Annotated in this window: 14 protein-coding genes; 8 read left to right on the forward strand and 6 right to left on the reverse strand. The window is 58.8% G+C overall.

From position 1 onward, the window contains the following. Positions 1-15: 15 nt before the first annotated feature. The 3 genes from HNQ65_RS08550 to araD form a co-directional block, all read right to left on the reverse strand. Positions 16-2,103, reverse strand: coding sequence for a hybrid sensor histidine kinase/response regulator (locus HNQ65_RS08550; protein WP_184339104.1), 2,088 nt, complete (start codon positions 2,101-2,103; stop codon positions 16-18). A 6-nt stretch (positions 2,104-2,109) separates the two neighbouring features. Next, positions 2,110-3,753, reverse strand: a complete 1,644-nt coding sequence (locus HNQ65_RS08555; RefSeq protein WP_184339105.1) for a sensor histidine kinase — start codon at positions 3,751-3,753, stop codon at positions 2,110-2,112. 1,033 nt (positions 3,754-4,786) lie between these two features. Beyond that, the gene (gene araD, locus HNQ65_RS08560) at positions 4,787-5,485 is read right to left on the reverse strand and encodes an L-ribulose-5-phosphate 4-epimerase AraD (RefSeq protein ID WP_184339106.1); all 699 of its coding nucleotides are present in this window, start codon (positions 5,483-5,485) and stop codon (positions 4,787-4,789) included. A gap of 125 nt (positions 5,486-5,610) precedes the next feature. On the opposite strand from araD, the gene HNQ65_RS08565 reads away from it, so the two are divergent. Genes HNQ65_RS08565 through HNQ65_RS08590 form a run of 6 tightly spaced genes read left to right on the forward strand, consistent with a single transcriptional unit; the run spans position 5,611 to position 13,797 of the window. After that, positions 5,611-6,612 carry an AAA family ATPase gene (locus HNQ65_RS08565; RefSeq protein WP_184339107.1) on the forward strand — a complete coding sequence of 334 codons (1,002 nt, stop codon included), beginning with the start codon at positions 5,611-5,613 and terminating at the stop codon, positions 6,610-6,612. 13 nt (positions 6,613-6,625) lie between these two features. Further along, positions 6,626-7,546: a DUF58 domain-containing protein gene (locus HNQ65_RS08570; RefSeq protein ID WP_343076553.1), complete on the forward strand. Its 921-nt coding sequence runs from the start codon at positions 6,626-6,628 to the stop codon at positions 7,544-7,546. Beyond that, positions 7,543-8,103: a DUF4381 family protein gene (locus tag HNQ65_RS08575; protein WP_184339108.1), complete on the forward strand. Its 561-nt coding sequence runs from the start codon at positions 7,543-7,545 to the stop codon at positions 8,101-8,103. Before HNQ65_RS08570 ends, HNQ65_RS08575 begins: the two co-directional genes overlap by 4 nt. After that, positions 8,100-9,128, forward strand: coding sequence for a VWA domain-containing protein (locus HNQ65_RS08580; RefSeq protein ID WP_184339109.1), 1,029 nt, complete (start codon positions 8,100-8,102; stop codon positions 9,126-9,128). The genes HNQ65_RS08575 and HNQ65_RS08580 overlap by 4 nt, the downstream gene beginning before the upstream one ends. A 5-nt stretch (positions 9,129-9,133) precedes the next feature. After that, positions 9,134-11,140 (forward strand): VWA domain-containing protein, encoded by a 2,007-nt coding sequence (locus tag HNQ65_RS08585; protein ID WP_184339110.1) that lies wholly within the window; start codon positions 9,134-9,136, stop codon positions 11,138-11,140. Between the two features lie 41 nt (positions 11,141-11,181). Further along, positions 11,182-13,797, forward strand: a complete 2,616-nt coding sequence (locus HNQ65_RS08590; protein ID WP_184339111.1) for a BatD family protein — start codon at positions 11,182-11,184, stop codon at positions 13,795-13,797. A 9-nt stretch (positions 13,798-13,806) separates the two neighbouring features. On the opposite strand, the gene HNQ65_RS08595 is transcribed toward HNQ65_RS08590, so the two are convergent. Further along, positions 13,807-14,334, reverse strand: coding sequence for a ferritin (locus HNQ65_RS08595; protein WP_184339112.1), 528 nt, complete (start codon positions 14,332-14,334; stop codon positions 13,807-13,809). A 164-nt stretch (positions 14,335-14,498) separates the two neighbouring features. On the opposite strand from HNQ65_RS08595, the gene HNQ65_RS08600 reads away from it, so the two are divergent. Further along, entirely contained in the window at positions 14,499-15,767 is a 1,269-nt protein-coding gene (locus HNQ65_RS08600) for an MFS transporter (protein WP_184339113.1), read from the forward strand. 10 nt (positions 15,768-15,777) lie between these two features. On the opposite strand, the gene HNQ65_RS08605 is transcribed toward HNQ65_RS08600, so the two are convergent. Beyond that, a complete protein-coding gene (locus HNQ65_RS08605; RefSeq protein ID WP_184339114.1) occupies positions 15,778-16,155 on the reverse strand; it encodes an ATP-dependent Clp protease adaptor ClpS in 378 nt (125 codons plus the stop codon). Between the two features lie 141 nt (positions 16,156-16,296). Between HNQ65_RS08605 and HNQ65_RS08610 the strand changes: the two genes are divergently transcribed. Next, positions 16,297-16,548: a hypothetical protein gene (locus HNQ65_RS08610; protein ID WP_184339115.1), complete on the forward strand. Its 252-nt coding sequence runs from the start codon at positions 16,297-16,299 to the stop codon at positions 16,546-16,548. Positions 16,549-16,558: 10 nt separating this feature from the next. On the opposite strand, the gene HNQ65_RS08615 is transcribed toward HNQ65_RS08610, so the two are convergent. Continuing rightward, the gene (locus tag HNQ65_RS08615) at positions 16,559-17,152 is read right to left on the reverse strand and encodes a hypothetical protein (protein ID WP_184339116.1); all 594 of its coding nucleotides are present in this window, start codon (positions 17,150-17,152) and stop codon (positions 16,559-16,561) included. Positions 17,153-17,178: the final 26 nt, after the last annotated feature.

The raw sequence follows: 17,178 nt of genomic DNA on the forward strand, positions 1-17,178 counted from the left end.
GCGAAATTCATGTTTTTAGAAAGCAGCCGTGACCTGCGAGCAAAGCACAGAATTCAGCTTCTGGAGCAAAGTCTCGGCAGTGTAAGGTTTGGGGATGAAGTGCTTCACGCCGGCACTGGTGGCCTTGGCCACCATGTCCTTCACACTCAAGCCGCTGGCCGCGATGATACGCACCTGTGGATTCATACGCATGAGCACCTGGATCGTAGCCGGGCCATCCATGACAGGCATCATCATATCGGTAAGCACCACCGAGATCTGGTCCTTGTACTCAGCATACAAGGTGGAAGCCTCCACTCCGTCTGCTGCGGGAAGAACCCGATAACCGAAAGACTCCAAAGTCTGACCGGTGATCTTCCGCACGGCGTCTTCATCATCAATGAGCAGCACCAACTCGCCGTGGCCGCGAGTCATGACTGGCTGATCCGCAGGCTGCTGGCCAGCCGCCGCCGTCATCTCCATCTGCGCGGGGAGATAAACCTGGAACTTTGATCCTTTGTCGGGCTCGCTGGATACACGGATAAAACCCTGATGGCTTTTGATGATGGCGAGCGCGGAGGACAGCCCGAGCCCTGTCCCCCTACCCTGCTCTTTCGTGGTAAAGAAGGGTTCGAAAATACGATCCACCACTTCCGGAGGCATGCCTGTGCCGGTATCCTCAATCTCGACGAGCAGAAACGGACCCGGCTTGGCTCCAGCGATCATGGAAGCACACTGGGCGTCCAATTGGAGATTGCTGGCCCGAATGTTGATAAAACCGCCCGAAGGCATGGCATCACGTGCGTTCACACAGAGATTGAGAAGCATTTGATGAATCTGCGTGGGGTCCCCCTGAACCACCCAGAGGTCTGCTGGTATCTGAGTGCTGACCCGGATGTTCTTATCAAAGGTTTCACTGGCGATTTTTTCCACGCCTTTGAGCAGATGCCCGGCCTGGACTTCCACCCGCTGCCCCTCGACACCACGCGAGAAAGACAGCACCTGCCGCACCATTTCAGCGCCGCGCCGGGCGCTATTTTCAATAGTAGCCAGCACACCCATGCGCACAGGGTCCTGCTCATGGAGCTTCAGAAGCTCGATGGACATCATGATAGGTGTCAGGGCGTTGTTGAGATCATGGGCGATGCCACCAGCCAGCGTGCCAAGGCTCTCCATGCGTTGGGCACGCAGCAGCTGTCCCTCCACCTTTTTTCGTTCGGTAATGTCTGTGTTGATGACCAGAATGCTACGAGGCTGGCCAGTTGTGTCTCGAAGAAGAGTCCAGCGAGCCTCCACCACAAGCTTGCGACCATCCTTGGTCACCTGTTGAAGCTCCCCATCCCATTCTCCAGTCTGGAGGACTTTTTCGCAGGCCTGTTGAAACAAGTCCGAATTCACCTCCTTGAGCTCTGTGCGCAGATGTCCGACTGCTTCTGCCGCAGTCCAGCCGTAAAGGAGTTCGGCGCTTTTATTCCAGTAAGTGACTCTGTTATCGAGTCCGCAGACCATGATGGCGTCCCGCGAGAGGTCGAGAAGCGATGCTTTTTCAAAAGCCATCTGCTGAGAGATCTGCAGCTCATGGGTGCGCTGCCTGACACGCTGCTCCAGTTCCAGCATGTGCCGCTTGGATTCCTGGAGGAGGCGCGACTTTTCAGTCAGCGAGATGGCCAGCTGGAGCACCTCGATGATGTCGAACGGCTTCTTCAAAATGAGCATGCGGTCTCCCGGCATGATCTGCTCCCGCACTTCATTCCAGGAGCAATCTGCGTAGGCGGTGCAGATGACAATCTGCATATCCGGACAGACCTGCCAGATCTGCCGTGTGGTTTCGATGCCGTCCCAGCCTGGAGGCATGCGCACATCCACAAATGCCATGGCGTAGGGCTGTCCTTCGGCCATTGCCTGCTTGACCATCTGAAGCCCTTCTTCTCCCTGGCTAGCGGCATCGACGACGAAAGTCTGGACCTGCCGGGTGGTGCCAAATAGTGCAGCCTCAACCGCATCCAGATCGTCACCTGCAATGTCTGCCGGGGCCAGGATTTTACGAAAGTCATCGTGAATGGACCTGTTGTCATCAATGACCAAAATGCGCCTGCTGGCGTCTCTCGTGCTAGTCGTTATCATGATTAATCAATGTTCCAGCGGCAGTGTCAGGGTGAAGGCAGCCCCCAGGCCAACGCCGTCGCTGTGAGCGCTCAATGTTCCTCCGAGCTCCCTGGCCGCCAGCGCACCGCTGTGAAGGCCGAAGCCATGTCCCTGCTTCTTGGTGGTAAAGCCGTGAGAAAAGATTCTCTGGAGGTTTTCCGAGGCAATGCCGACGCCGTTATCAAGGACGCAGATTTCCAGCATGCCTTCCTGATTGAGAGACGCTTTGACGGTCATGCGGCGGTCGCCATCGCTCTTGTGATCGAGTGCATGCTTGGCGTTGCTGAGGAGATTGACCAGGATCTGCATGACCTTGTGGCGGTCTGTTTTAAGCGGCGGCACGGGAGCTATTTCCCTGATCACATTGACCTCATGGCGGCTGAAGCTGGCGGCATTGATGCGGATGCTGTCCTCGATGAGGTCCGCCACTGACAAAATCTCCACCACACCTGTGCCCCGCGCGTAGCGCTGCTGCATGGCCACGATCTCCTTGATATGATCGATGTTTTTCTGAAGCGTTTCCATTTCCTTGAGGATGGCCTGCTGAGGCTCCGCGAGGTGCGTGGCCAGCTTGAGAAGATATTCAGGCAGCATCTTGCCACGGGGATCGGTGGCAAGGAAGGCAGGCAGGTCCGCCTGGTGCTGCTGCAGCAGTTCGGCTGCATTTTTCAGGCTTCCGATTCTAAACTCCCTGACCTTGCCGGCAGCGAGTTCCGCGGAAACCCCGACGCTGTTGAGGACATTGCCCACATTGTGCAGAACACTGGTAGCGACCTCAGCCATGCCAGCCAGTCGAGAGGTCTCCAGAAGCTCGGCCTGCGTGCTGTTCAGCTCTGCAGTGCGCTCCACGACCTGACGCTCAATTTCCATGTTGCTGCCTTCCAGAGTGGCACGGCGAAGTGCTATCTCATGCATCTCCTGCCTCATCCTGAGAATGGCAACGAAGAGAATGACGTCTTCAAACAGCACCCATGCTGCGTGCTCGACCCAGCGCCATGAACTGGCCGTCAGCACACCAAAAACGGACTGCGGCCAGAAGAGCCCGCGGATCAGATGATCGCCCGCCACGACGACGGTGGCGGTCATGAGCACTTTCCAGTCACGGTAAAAAGCGATGAATGCCAGAGAGCCAAAGACATGGAAATGTGTCTCGATACGTCCCCCGGTGAGATGGATGAGCAGCGCCGAGGTAAGCATCTGTGCGGCCGCGATGACATGACGAGTCAGTGCCAGCCCGGGCTGCTTGTGAGCAAGCCACACCGGGAAGGCCGTGATAGCTCCACCCAGCAACAAGGCGGCCCATACGTGCACATGCACCTGGCTGGAGTCACCAATCCAAGTGCGGGGAGAAATCCACAAAGCGGCGGCAATACCCGCCAGCCACTGCACGATCATGAGCCTGGAGAAGAGCTGGTCTGTATGGCGATGGAGATCAAACTCTGCAGCATGAAACAAAGCCGCCTCGCGCTGTTGCAAAACCGTTGGGGGCAGCGTCAAAAGGTGAATGTCGGCATCTGGCTGCGCAGTCCCTTTATGCGAACGTTCCTTTGCTTCGACAGCACGAGGGAGCGAGGCTGCCTCTTTAGCTTCGTTGCCTACAGGCAGTGTGTTGGCGGCTATGGCTGACATGTGGTGCATTCCTTGGTTTTCTTTTCGCGACTGAGGGCGCAGCCAAACACCGGCGTGCTGGCAAAGCTGAGTGAGCGGTGCTTCACGAGCGCCGCAATGGCATCGCTCCCAGGATTATCTCCTGCATGACCGCGGGCAGGGGTGATCCCGCCTTGGAAACACAGCCTGCCTTCGGCGTCGTAAAGCAGAGCCTGCCCAGAGGTCCTGGCACTGAAAAGACGAGCTGTCCTCCCCTGATCATCCATGTGAACTTCGACGCCAGGAATGGCGGCGGCGGCATGCCAGAGATCCGTTTTAACCCAATCGGCATCGAACCCCTCGGGCTGAATGAACCAAATGTGAGCCGAGACCCTGCCGCTGCAAGCAGCCATCAGACGCTCCATCTCCCCCAAAGTGGCGCGTGAGCAAGAGCAACGCGGATGCAGAAACAAGACCAGCCGAGGCAGTGCCGAATCTCCAGGCATTGCCACGGTATCCGGCCAGCGCGCAGGCGCGGCACCCGCGTCTCCAGCCGTCTGCGAATACTGGGCCATCAAGAGCGTGCCGGTGAGCACCGCTGACAACCAGATCAGAGCGAAAAGCGAAGTGCTTTTTCCTGTTTTTTGGGGGGCGTCATATTCCGAGCCACGCACTTCGTGAGATGCTGGCGTTGAATGAGATGAATTGGGCTGGCTGGGTGCAGACACCCTAAAAGATAAGGGATCACTTCAAACCACCCCAACTAAGCCATGCCTTATTTCACAGGAACGAACCGCTTAGACGCGTTGAATTTTGGATTCCAACTTTCTTACTGCATTCTAATAGCCATGTCTTCAGTACCAGGAAGAGAGTCGGCAACGGGGCTGCGCAAAGCCCTGTCCCCATTGAAGCTTTCGCTATGCGCGTGCTTGTAGCCCGCTGGGTCCAAGGTCTGCCACAAACGGTCGCGTCTCTCACTGGAACAGGCAGACAAAAGCCCTGAGGAGAGCAACATGAAACAGGACACAGCCAGGGTAGCGAGTGAACAAGGGGACTTCATGGGTCGGCGGGGGTATTACTTCTGCCCGTAATACGCGCCCGGACCGTGTTTGCGCAAATAATGCTTTTCCAAGATGTGTGCAGGTATCTGGCCTATGGCAGGGTTTAAGGCAGAAGCGCCCAAGGCCATGTTGGCGCACATTTCAAGGGCGATGCTGTTTTTGAGGGAATCCATGGCATTTTTCCCAAAGGTAAACGGCGCGTGGTGAAGCTGGAGGACCGCGGGCATCTCTAGAGGGGAGAGCTGGAGCTCGCGCAGGCGCTCCACGATGGCGACGCCGGTGAAGTGCTCGTAATCCTCAGCAACCTCGGCAGGAGTGAGGGCGCGCACGATGGGAACCGTGCCGTGAAAGTGATCTGCGTGCGTGGTGCCGTAGCAAGGGAGCTCACGTCCGGCCTGTGAAAACATGGTGGCATGCAGGCTGTGGGTGTGGGTGATGCCGCCGATCTCCGGAAACTCGCGGTAGAGCACCAGGTGGGTCTTGGTGTCTGAGGAGGGGCGCAATTTTCCCTCCACCACCCGGCCTTCGAGATCGAGAACGACCATGTCCTCGGGGGTGAGTTCCAGGTAATCCACCCCGCTGGGCTTGATGGCCCAGAGGCCGGAGGCGCGGTCGATGCCGCTGACATTTCCCCAGGTGAGGCGTACGAGGCCGCTGGGCTCAAGGGCACGGTTGGCTTCACAAACTTGTTCGCGGAGGTCTTGGAGGGTCATTAATGGCATGAAAGCCAGAACATCCTGCAATTCCACTAACATAAAACGTCCCGAGAGGCGTTATAACATTGATCCTTGAGGGTTGACGTGGAGAATTCTCCAGTTGACCAGTACTGTTTATTCACATGCCTCCACCTGCCGCACCTCCCGCCGTTCCTGACCAGGAAGCCATCTCCAAAGCCTCCTTCTGGGTGGCTCCGCTTCGCACTGAAATAGCCCGTGTGCTCGTCGGCCAGACCGCCCTGGTGGACAGGCTGCTGGTGGCTCTGCTGACCAACGGCCACGTGCTGCTGGAGGGGGTGCCAGGGATCGCGAAAACACTGGCGGTGCGCACGCTCTCAGGGACATTGAAGGCGAAGTTTCAGCGCATTCAGTTTACCCCTGACCTGCTGCCTGCAGACGTCATCGGAACGATGGTTTATCACCCGAAAGATGGCACCTTCACCCCCCGCCTGGGCCCCATCTTTGCCAACCTGGTGCTGGCAGACGAAATCAACCGTGCCCCGGCCAAGGTGCAGAGTGCGCTGCTGGAGGCCATGCAGGAGCGGCAGGTCACGATCGGTGAAAACACGCATAAGCTGCCGGATCCCTTCATGGTGCTGGCAACGCAGAACCCGATCGATCAAGAAGGAACCTACACGCTGCCTGAGGCGCAGCTGGACCGATTCCTTTTGAAAGTCAGAGTAACTTACCCCACCCCGATCGAAGAACGCCAGGTGCTGGATGCGATGGCCACCTCGGCTCCGAAACTGGATGTGAGCCAGGTGGCGGATGTGTCCGCCATCAGCGCTAGCCGTGTGGTGGTGAACGCGCTTTTCATGGACGAAAAAATCCGGGACTACATCGTGGCCCTGATCCATGCGACGCGTCATCCTGAAACACTGGCCCCGCACCTGAAGCTGCTGATCCGCTGCGGGGCATCCCCGCGTGGCACGATCAATCTGGCACTGGCCGCCAAGGCGCTGGCTTTCCTGAATGGCCGGAACTACGTGATCCCGCAGGACATCAAGGACCTGGCACCGGACATCCTGAGACACCGAATCCTGCTCTCCTATGAAGCCGAAGCCGAAGGGGTGACCACGGACGACGTGATCAAAACCCTTCTGGACAAGCTGCCGGTTCCTTAAAACCGCCCACACTGTGAACCGGGAAACAGCGCAGAACGACAACGACGCCAGGCTCACGCGCATCCTCAAGCGCGTGAGACGGATCGAGCTGCTGACGCGCGGCATGGTCAAGGAGATGCTGGGCGGGCAATACCACTCCCGCTTCAAAGGGCAGGGCATTGAGTTTGATGATTTCCGTGAGTACCAGCCGGGGGACGATGTGCGCTTCATCGACTGGAACGTGACGGCGCGCATGAACGACCCGTTTGTGCGCAAGTACGTGGAGGAACGTGAGCTGACGGTGATGCTGTGCGTGGATGTAAGCAGCTCCGGCGACTATGGCAGCCAGGAGGACACGAAGCGCGAGCGCGCCGCAGAGATCGCGGCGGTGTTTGCCTTCAGCGCCATCCAGAACCAGGACAAGGTAGGTTTAACGCTTTTCTCCGAAGGGGTGGAGCATTACCTCCCCGCACGCAAAGGCGGGCCGCATGCCATGCGCATCCTGCGTGACATCCTGAACAACGAGCCTGAAAAGCGGGGCACCGACATCAAGGTGGCGTTGGATCTGGCTCTGGAAAGAATTGCCCACCGGGCGCTGATCATCCTGGTGTCCGACTTCATCACAGCAGACAGCTCCTGGGAGAAAAGCCTGCGCGCAGTCGCCGCCAAACACGACGTAGTGGCGGCACAAATTCTGGACCCCCGAGAGATTACCCTGCCGAACGCCGGGAGAGTCTGCCTGGAAGACCCTGAAACGGGAGAGCAGTTTTTGGTCAACACGTCGAACCCGGGTGTTCGTGAACTGTATGAGCAGCGGGTGAATGAACGGCAGAACGCCCTGGTGCACCTGCTGCGCCGCTGCGGGGTGGAGCGCATCACGGTGAGGACTGACGAAGACTACGTGCCTGCGCTCAAGGCATACTTTCGTTCTCGTCGAAGGAGGAAACGCGGATGAACATCGCCTCCCTCTCCGCATCTTTTTTCCTGGCTCAATTTTCAGGCCCACCGCCGCTGCCGCACCCGGAGCTGCCTGCGCCCGATGGAGTGAGTCTTCCTCCGCCGTGGTGGTTGCCCTGGCTGGCGGTGCTGGTTCTGGCAATGCTGATTGCGCTGGTGGTATGGCTGCTGGTGAGGCCAAAGCAGACGCCAGCCCCGCCGCTGCGCCAGCCCTGGACCTCCGCCTTTCGTGCCTTGAGCGATCTCCGGACCCGAACGCAAACCGTGCCACCGGCGGAAATGAGCCACCGGATCTCACAGATCCTGCGCAGATACCTGCAGGAGCGCTACTCCGTCCCGGCACCAGCCCGTACCACACGTGAGATTTTCGATGCCAAAGCAGAGCGCCAGCCCGGCTTGCCGCTGACACGTGCGCAGGGACTATGGATTGAACGATTTGAGCCTGTTGCACGCTTGTGTGACGACATGTCCTTCATGCCCGCGCCGCGCACTGAAGAGGAGTCTTTAATGCTGATCGACCAAGCTCTCGCACGTTTGCAGGAGGAGAAGCTATGATGATCCCCGGCCTATCTGGATTTCAAATCCTGCACCCCCTGTGGCTGGTGCTGCTGCCCCTGGTGCCGCTGCTGGGAATGCTGCGCGGAGCACGTGGAAAACGGGCCGCGATCCAATTTCCCACTGCCGCGCTGCTCAAAGACCTGGGCACACCTGCTCGAAGCCGGGTCGGCGGCTTTGTCGTCGGGCTCATTTTGATCAGCCTGACGTTTGGCATTCTGGCACTGTCACGACCGCAGAAGGTTCTGTCCTACGATGAAGAAAAGGCGGAAGGCATCTCCATCATGCTGACGGTGGACGTGTCTCTCTCGATGCTGATCGAGGATTTCTACATCGGTGGACAGCCGGTGAACCGACTGACCGCCGCGAAGCGCGTGATGGCTGACTTCATCAAAGGCCGCCGCAGCGACAAGATCGGGATCGTGGCCTTTGCAGGGGAAACCTACCTGCCCTGCCCGCTGACGATGGACCGGGACTGGCTGATCAATAACCTGGACCGTGTGCAAACCCAGCGCGTGGGGGACGGCACCGCGATCGGCTCCGGCATCGCGTCAGCGGCCAACCGCATGCGACGCGAGAAAACACCCAGCAAGGTGATTGTGCTGCTGACAGACGGCGCCAACAACTCCGGCCGTCTGAGCCCGCAGGACGCAGCCAAGCTGGCAGCCACACTGGGCATCAAGATCTACACGATAGCGATCGGCACACCGGGCATCCATAGCATTCCCGACCCTAAGCGCGGCACATTTACACCAGTGGGGCAGCAGTTGTTTGATGAAGGCACGCTCAAAGAGGTGGCCGCCATCGGCAGCGGGCAGTTTTACATGGCGCAGAACCTGAGCTCCCTGAGCGATGTGTTTGCCACGATCGACAAACTCGAAAAAACCAAGATTGAACACCATAAAATCGTCGAGACTGAAGAGCTGTTTCCCTGGCCGCTGGCGGTATGCGCCACCGCCTTGTTTCTGGCGCTGCTGCTGTCTCTGACCGTGCTGCACTCGGCCCCGGAACCAGTCGCCACCTGATCGTCATGTCCTTTGCCCATCAACATCTGCTGTGGTTTCTGCTGATCGTGCCTGCGCTCGTGGGGCTGAAGCTGCTGGTGGATGCGCACGGCTCCAAGGCGGAGCGGCTTTTCACCGCAGAGCGCCTCCGTCCGGCACTCGTCGTGGGCCGCTCTCGCTGGCGCTCTTGGCTGGTTTATGTGCTTTATATTCTGGCCATGGCGTGCCTGATCCTGGCCGTGGCGCAGCCGCGCTGGGGGGATGAGAAGCTGGAGATCCCAGACAAAGGGCGCAATGTCTTCATCGCGATCGACACCTCACGCTCGATGCTGGCGCGTGATGTGCCGCCAGACCGGCTCACGCGGGCGCGGCTGGCAGCGCATGACCTGGTCATGGAGCTGGGAGGAGAGCGCATTGGCCTGCTGGCCTTTGCCGGCCGAGCCTACCTTCAGGCACCGCTGACAACGGACCATGACGCCATTATCGAGAGCCTGCTAGCTTTTGACCATACCATCATTGAATGGGGTGGCAGCAATCTGGCCGACCTGCTGGATGTGACGCTGCGAGCAGTCAAAACCCTGCCGAAGAGCAACTATGCACTCGTCATTTTCAGCGACGGTGGAGATGCCGACGCGAACCTCGTCCCCTACATCCAGCGGCTCACGGCGGCGGGCGTCATCGTTGTGACTGTGGGGGTCGGCACTGAGAACGGCACGCTGATCCCAAACCCCGAAGTGGATGGCGACTACATCCGGGATGAGGCAGGAAATGTGGTGCGCTCCCAGCTGCAAAGCGGAGTGCTGCAGCAGCTGGCCACATCCACCGGTGGACGCTACCTCAAACTGGACACACAGCCGCTGAGCCGCCACTCGATTCAGCCGGTGCTGGACCGCCTGACCGAGCAGCAGTCCGCGAACCGGCAGACTTCGAGGCCGATTGAGCGCTTTGCCTGGCCCCTGGGACTTGGTATATTCCTGCTTATGCTAGCCTGGATCATCAGCGCTCTACCCCGCCCTGCCGCACGTCCGGTCGTGCTGGGCATGGCGATCGTCGCATTGACGTCTCCATCTTCTGTGGAGGCAGCAGGACCATCCGATCTGCTGGCTTATTTTTTCCAGTCCAGCGGACCCAGCCCCGAGGAGGCCAAGCTGGCACTGGAAAAAGGCGATCTGAAAAGGGCCCGGGAACTCTACAACAGGCTGCTGGAGCGAGAGGACTTTTCCCCGCATGACCGCGAAGAGCTGCTGTATGGGCTGGCTACGACGGAGCACGATCTGACAAACTACGACGGCAGCGTCAAAAACTTCAGCGAGGTGCTGCATACAGAAGACAAGTCCCTGCGTGCACGTGCCCACCGCGGCCTGGGACACAGCCTTTATGACCAAGGCGTACGCGGCCTGCAGCAGCAGCCGAAGATCACCGTCCAGCGCTGGACCGATGCCCTGCGGCATCTCGATGCCGCTCTGGAAATAGACCCTGGAAACAAGGAGCTGAAGGAGAACCGTGACCATGTCAGCAAGATGCTGGCCCAGCTGAAGCAGGTGATGAAGCAGATGGAAGAACAACAGCAGGGCCAGAAGGGCAAAAAAGGCCAGAAGGGGCAAAAAGGCGAAAAAGGCCAGGGCCAGGAAGGGGATGAAGGAGACGAGGGAGAGTCCGGCGATCAAGGAAGCGACCCCAACGGCCAAAACCAGCCCAAGGAGCCCAAAGATGGCAAAGGTGAAAAGAAGGAAGCTGACGACGGCATTGGCGGCAAGGATGCCAAAGAACTGCCCGAAGGACGTCTGCAGGCCGCAGGTGGCAACCAGGAAGAAAAAGAAGTTCAGCAGGGCAAGGACGGCCAGAAGCCTGGCGGTGAAGAGGGTGAACAGAAAAACCCAAAAGACAAAAAGGCCACGGACAACCAACGCAATCCGCGCACCGGCTTCACCCCCGGTGAAGCCGAGGGCATCATCCGGCAGTACATGGATGAAATCACCGCTCCGCTGACCAACCGCTACCACACTCCTCCCGCGAACAAAAAAGACTGGTAAGCCGCACAAGCCGGCAGTGACGAACGAAATCCCACGACTGAATGATTCACAGCCCACATCTTCCGCCAGCATCCGAACGCTCCGCTCTCAAGGCCGGCATCGTGAAACCCAGCCTCTGGAGATGCATTCGTCATTCCAGCCGCCTGACTGTGCTGCTGCTTCTGCCTTTCATCACTTCCCAAGCTGCAGCGGCAACAGTGCGCGCCTATCTGCAGCCCGACCATGCGCAGACCGGCCAAGTGGTGAACTATGTCGTCACCGTTCAAAACGGCACGGTGCAAAGCGTGCCACAGCTGCGCCTGCCGGTGCAGATCGGCATGACCTCCGCCGTCTCGACTGCGCAAAACATCGAGATCCGCGGTGCGCAGCAGATCATCTCCACCCAGCTCTCCTGGGGAGTGGCGGCGAATGAGCCCGGAGAATTTGTCATCCCGCCGCAGGAAATTCAGGTGAACGGAGAGATCCTCAAGACCAATGAAGTGCGCCTGATTGTCAGCGAGTCGCCCACTGCAGGACCTGCGGCAGGTGAGGACACCAGCGTGCCGCTGCTTCAAATCGAGGTGGGTAAAACCGAGGTGTACCAGGGCGAGGTGGTGCCGATCACCGCGAGTCTTTTTGTGCCCCGCAATCGAGTGATGCTTAGGCGGGTGGGGCTGATCGAAGTGGCCAAGAATGACTTTGCCGTGGCCCGCTTCCCCCAGCAGGCGGATCAGACGATGCAGCGGGTCAACGACATCGACTACATGGTGGTCACCTACCGGAGCACCCTTTCCGCCCTGCATGCAGGAGACTTCAAAGTGGGACCGGCCTCATGCGAGTTGCTTTTCGAGGTCTATGATGAAAGCGCGCAGCGGCAGATGCGCGGCGGCCTGCCCTTTGGCCTCATCATGGGGGGTGCTGAAACACGCAAGCAGGTGGTCAAGAGCCAGGATGTCAAAATCAAGGTGCTGCCGCTGCCCACAGATGGGAAGCCTGCCAACTACAGCGGCGCCGTAGGAGACTTCAGCATCAGCGCCACCGCCACGCCGAACGAGCTAAGTGTCGGTGATCCGCTGGCGGTGGACATCACGATTGATGGGGCTGGCAACTTTGACGCGCTGAATCCGCCTAGCCTGACGCCACCTGACGGCTGGAAAGCCTACCCGCCGAGACGTTACAACGTGGACGGCCCGATCGACCCGAATCTGGCGCCCTCAGCCCAGCGCCGGATCGGCTACTCCATGGTGTTTGTGCCTGAGAAAGTGCATGCGGAACTGCCACCTTTTGAGCTCAGCTACTTCAGTCCGACGCAGAAAAAATACATCTCGGCGCGCACGTCGCCGATCGCCTTGCGTATCAAGCCTGGCGCGGTGGCGGCCACAACGAACGCAGCAGCGGATGGAGGCCCCGCTACAGCCCCCAAACCGCCGGCGGTGCTGCAGCCCAAGCCACAGATCAGCGACATCCTCATGAGTGTACCGGCCAAGTCACGCTGGCTTAGCCCTGCGGTGAATGCCAACGCGGCTCTGACCGGCAGCACACGCTTCTGGGCCATTCAATCCATCCCAGCCGCCATCATCCTATTGGCATCCTTGGTGACCTGGATGCGCCGTCGGAGCGCGCAATCGACGAAAGGACAGCGCGGAGAGCTGCAACTGCTATGGCGAGGCTTGGAAGAGCGTGAGATTTCCGACCGTGAATTCCTGCACCGTGCGGCTCATTTCATCCACCGCAGCCAGCCGGGCGAGGTCAAAGATGAAGCACTGCGCCAGATCGTTCAGCAGTATGAGACTCTGAGCTTTACCGCAGCCCCGTCATCTGAAGTGCAGCTTGGCAGTGCAGAACGCAGCCGCATTCTGTCTCTTTTGTCTCCGCTGCTAAAGCGCGCCTCTCTCATCATCATGGCGCTTGCCACTCTATCCCTCAACGCAGTTGCGGCAGACGCCTCCCCGGACGCGGTGTACCAGCAGGCCCGCGAAGCTCTGGAGAAGGGCAAATACACCCAGGCTCAATACCTTGCGGAATCCCTCACCAAACAGAATCCGCCCGCCCTGAGCGCCGAGGTTTTCACCATCATAGGCCATGCGCGCTATCGGCAGGAAGATCTGGGCAGAGCAGCACTCTGGTACCAACGAGCGCAGCTTCTGGAGCCCTTGAACCCTGAGCTGCTGCAAAACCTACTGCATCTGGATGAAAAGCTGCGTTTCTTCCGCTTTGGAGAAAACTCGGTGCTGACTTTCATCAGCCTGCTGCTGAGTCAAAACACCTGGATCATCATCGCGTCCGCCTGCGCGTGGCTTGTTGTTCTGGCCCTTATAAGCTGGATCCTGTCTCCCACGCGGAAGACCAGTCATGGAGTGCTGGTGCTGATTTTCACCGTGCTTGGACTGCTTATTGCCGCTCCAGCAGCCGGTCTTGCCGCCATCCGGCCTGCACCGAGTGAACGTGTGAAGGACATCATGGTCGTGACCGCGCGCGAGGTGAATGCCTACACGGCTGCAACCGTCACTTCAGGCAATGTCATCTCCCTGCCCCCCGGCAGCCAGATCCGGCTGCTGGAGAAGCGTGGAGCCTGGAGCTATGTGGAGATCCCCAGCAGCCCGCAGTCTGTGCGAGGCTGGGTGGAATCTGCCACCTACACCCCTTTGTGGCCCTGGGATCAGAGGCTCGTGCCGTAGACACCCGCATCAAGCACCGGGTGTCACATCCGGAGCACCACCAGCGCTTGGGCGGCTGCCGGCCTCGCGATCCAGAACGAGCAGGCTGGCAGTGTCATTGCCAGCGAGCTTGAGACGGTTGAGCATGTCTCCGACAGTCTTCTCCTCCTCCATTTGTTCATTGAGGAACCAGAGCAGGAGGTTCTTTGAGGCGTGGTCTTTGACCTGCTCGGCGACTTCGAAGAGGTCATTGATCTGCTGGGTGACACGCTGCTCCTGCTTGAGGCTGTGCTGGAAGACATCCAGCGGAGATTTGAAGTCCATCTTGGGCTTGGCAATGGGCTGCAATTCAACTTTGGCATCCCGGTCCACTAGATACTGGTAGAATTTCAGCGCGTGCATGGTCTCCTCGCGGCTCTGGGTAAACATCCACTTGGCAAAGCCGGAGTAGGGGGTTTGCTCAAACCACGCCGCCATGGCGAGGTACACATAGCTGGAGGACATTTCGTTATTGATCTGCTCATTGAGCAGCTTGGTGAGTTTGGGGTTGAGTGTCATGGCAGGTAATGGGTTTGGGATTACGGAAATTGAAACAGCTGGGGCCAGCCAGCGCAAGACCGCTGCAAGGGTTTTTTTAAGAGTGGGGAAAAAGCCACAACAGGGTAAAAGGATGAATCACTTTCCTTTGCGTGAGGATACGCCACGATGAGAGGCCTCCCGCGATGCCCACTGACGCCGCCGCTTCACCACACCAGCATCATCCGCATGTCGTGCGGCGGAATTTCATCTGCCACTGCCTGGAAGGAGGCCTGTACATGGGCGGAGTGGCGTTTCTCCAACCGGAGACAGTGATGCCAAAGATGGTGGAGCAGCTAGGAGGTGCCTCGGCCGTCATTGCCATCATGCCGGTGATCATTCCTGCGGCATTTGCCCTGGCAGGTTTGTTTGTGTCCCCGCTGGTGGAGCGTCTCACGAAATTCAAACCCTGGGTCATGGGCTTTGGCATCCTGCAACGCCTGCCCTATCTCATTACTGGACTGCTGCTGTGGTTCTGGCAGGATGCGGGGCCGTGGCTGCTGCCTGTGGTGGTGCTGACGCCGGTTTTTTCTGGCTTGGTTGGCGGCGTGGGTGTGGTGGCGTGGATGGAAATGGTCACCCGCATGGTGCCGGAACGTGTGAGAGCGGCCGGCTGGGCGGCCCGCTACATCACACAAGCATGCATTGGCATGGTGGCGGGAGGAGTGATCCAGCAAGTGCTAACGCACACCCCGGGGCAGCGGGGCTATGCAGTGCTGCATCTGACCACTTTTGTGTTTCTGCTGCTGTCATGGATAGCGCAGTCTTTTATGCGTGAACTGCCGGCCGCGCATCATTACCACCCCCATGAAGGCAGCTACTGGAGCTACCTGCGCAGCCTGCCGGGTCTGCTGAAGGGCCAGCCACATCTTCTCAAACTGATAGCGGCACGGTTTACCGGCACAGGATATCTGATCGTCGTCTCGTTTCTGACGCTGCACGCGCTGCATACCACGGGCAGACCCGAGGCGGATGAGGGGAGCTTTGTTTCTTTCCAAAACATCGGCACCATTCTGGGCAGCCTGCTGGCCGCGTGGCTGGGCTATCATATGGGCGGGCGAGTGCTGCTGATCCTTTCCCGCATCGTCTGCATGGGGTTGTGTCTATGGGCCGGCACCACACATACCTTTGGAGGTTTTATGGCCGCCTATTTTGTGCTGGGGTTTGGTCTGTTCCTAGACCGGGTGGGAGACCTGACTCTCACAGCGGAACTCTGCACACCCGAGAGGCGATCCACGCTGCAGGCGGTGCTCGGTTTTTGCAATGTGTGGTCTCTGATGCTGGCGACGAGCCTAGGCGGGCTTATCTATTCTTGGACAGGATCTTTCCACCTGGTGGCCAGTCTGGCGGCGGTGATGTCTGCACTTTCCATTCTCATCCTAAGCGGTATTCCAGAGCCACGAAAGAGCCGCTGAAGCGACCTGGTCAGTCAGCGCACTCGATTGTAGCACGCATGGATACCTTGCATGCAGGGATGCGGGGATCGGGGCCATATTCCTGGATCTGCTCCTGCCTGAGCTCTGCCAGCTCCTTGTGGACGGTGGCCACGATCGCACGCCCCTTTTCATTCACCTCGTCAGCCATGCGCTTTCCGAGCTCTTTGGAATGCCCGAAGATGACAAAGAGCATTTCGATGACGTATTCGAATGTATGGCAGTCGTCGTCCAAGAGGATGACATGCCAAGGCGGCTCCAAAGCCGGAGGAGCAGTCTGCGGCTTTCCCTGCGGCCGGTGTGGAGCCACACGCGGCTGCCGGGGCGTCACCGGAGCGGTCGCAGAGCGGGTGGCGTCGGAAAGTCTCATTTATAATATTATGCCCCAGCCCGGCTGTCTCTCAAGTCCACAGACCATGCGCCTGCTGATGCGCAGCACTCCCCAGAGATTGCGACGAGAAAACTGATTTCTTGCCGAAAGACCTGGGTTCATGCCAAACTTTACTAAAATATGAATTCCTCCATCTGCCGCACTCTCAGCACCATCTGTTTTCAGGCAGGCATGCTCTCGATCGTGCTTTCCATCTGGATCTGGTGGTTCGTCAACGGAGACTCTCCGGAAGAGCAGGCACACGCGGAGCGCTTTGGCATCTTCGTCGGACTCTGGGCTCCGACGCTTCTGATTCTCTCCAACCGTTTTGACCGCTTTGCCGACAAAGCCAAGTGCCTGCCAGGACTGAGCGAAAGCAGCGACAAAAGCTGAGCGGAGAGACTCAAAGGGGTTCGCGGCCCGTGGCTTCAATGTACTGCTGGCGCAGACTGCTGAAAGCCTGCTGCCATTCATCCACCACCTTCTGCAGCTCCATGACCTGCTTTTCCAAGGTGGAGATACGCGACTGCTGCATGGCATCTCCGCCCCCGATTTTTTCATCCCTGCCGGTGCCGATGAAAGTGGTGGCGGCGCTGCGTACATGGTGCGGACTGGCCTGGAACCAGGAAAGATCCGCCAGACGGGCCTCGGTGTTGTCGAGGCAGTTGATGATGGTCACGTTTTCATCGATCTCCCCGGTAGCGAGGAATTCCTGGATCGTGGCCACATTGGTAGGGCCGTAGAGATAATTGTCCGGCATTTGGACCAGGAGATCCATCTGCAGCTCGGCAATCATGGGGGCACGCTGCCAGCTCATGCGGTTGTCGCTGGAGATTTTGTCCAACGGCGAGATTTTGGCATCGGCAGCCCAGCCGCGCAGGGTTTCGAGGTCTTTGGCCTCATAAATTTCCTTGTCTGACGCTTTGAGCAGATACCAAGTTTGCATGGCGCAGAGATAATCAAATTTCGCAGCCTGAGCCAAGCCCAAAGTACGCATGAAATAAAACTCGCGGCGTTGACGCC

This window comes from Prosthecobacter vanneervenii (assembly GCF_014203095.1).
GTDB lineage: Bacteria > Verrucomicrobiota > Verrucomicrobiia > Verrucomicrobiales > Verrucomicrobiaceae > Prosthecobacter > Prosthecobacter vanneervenii.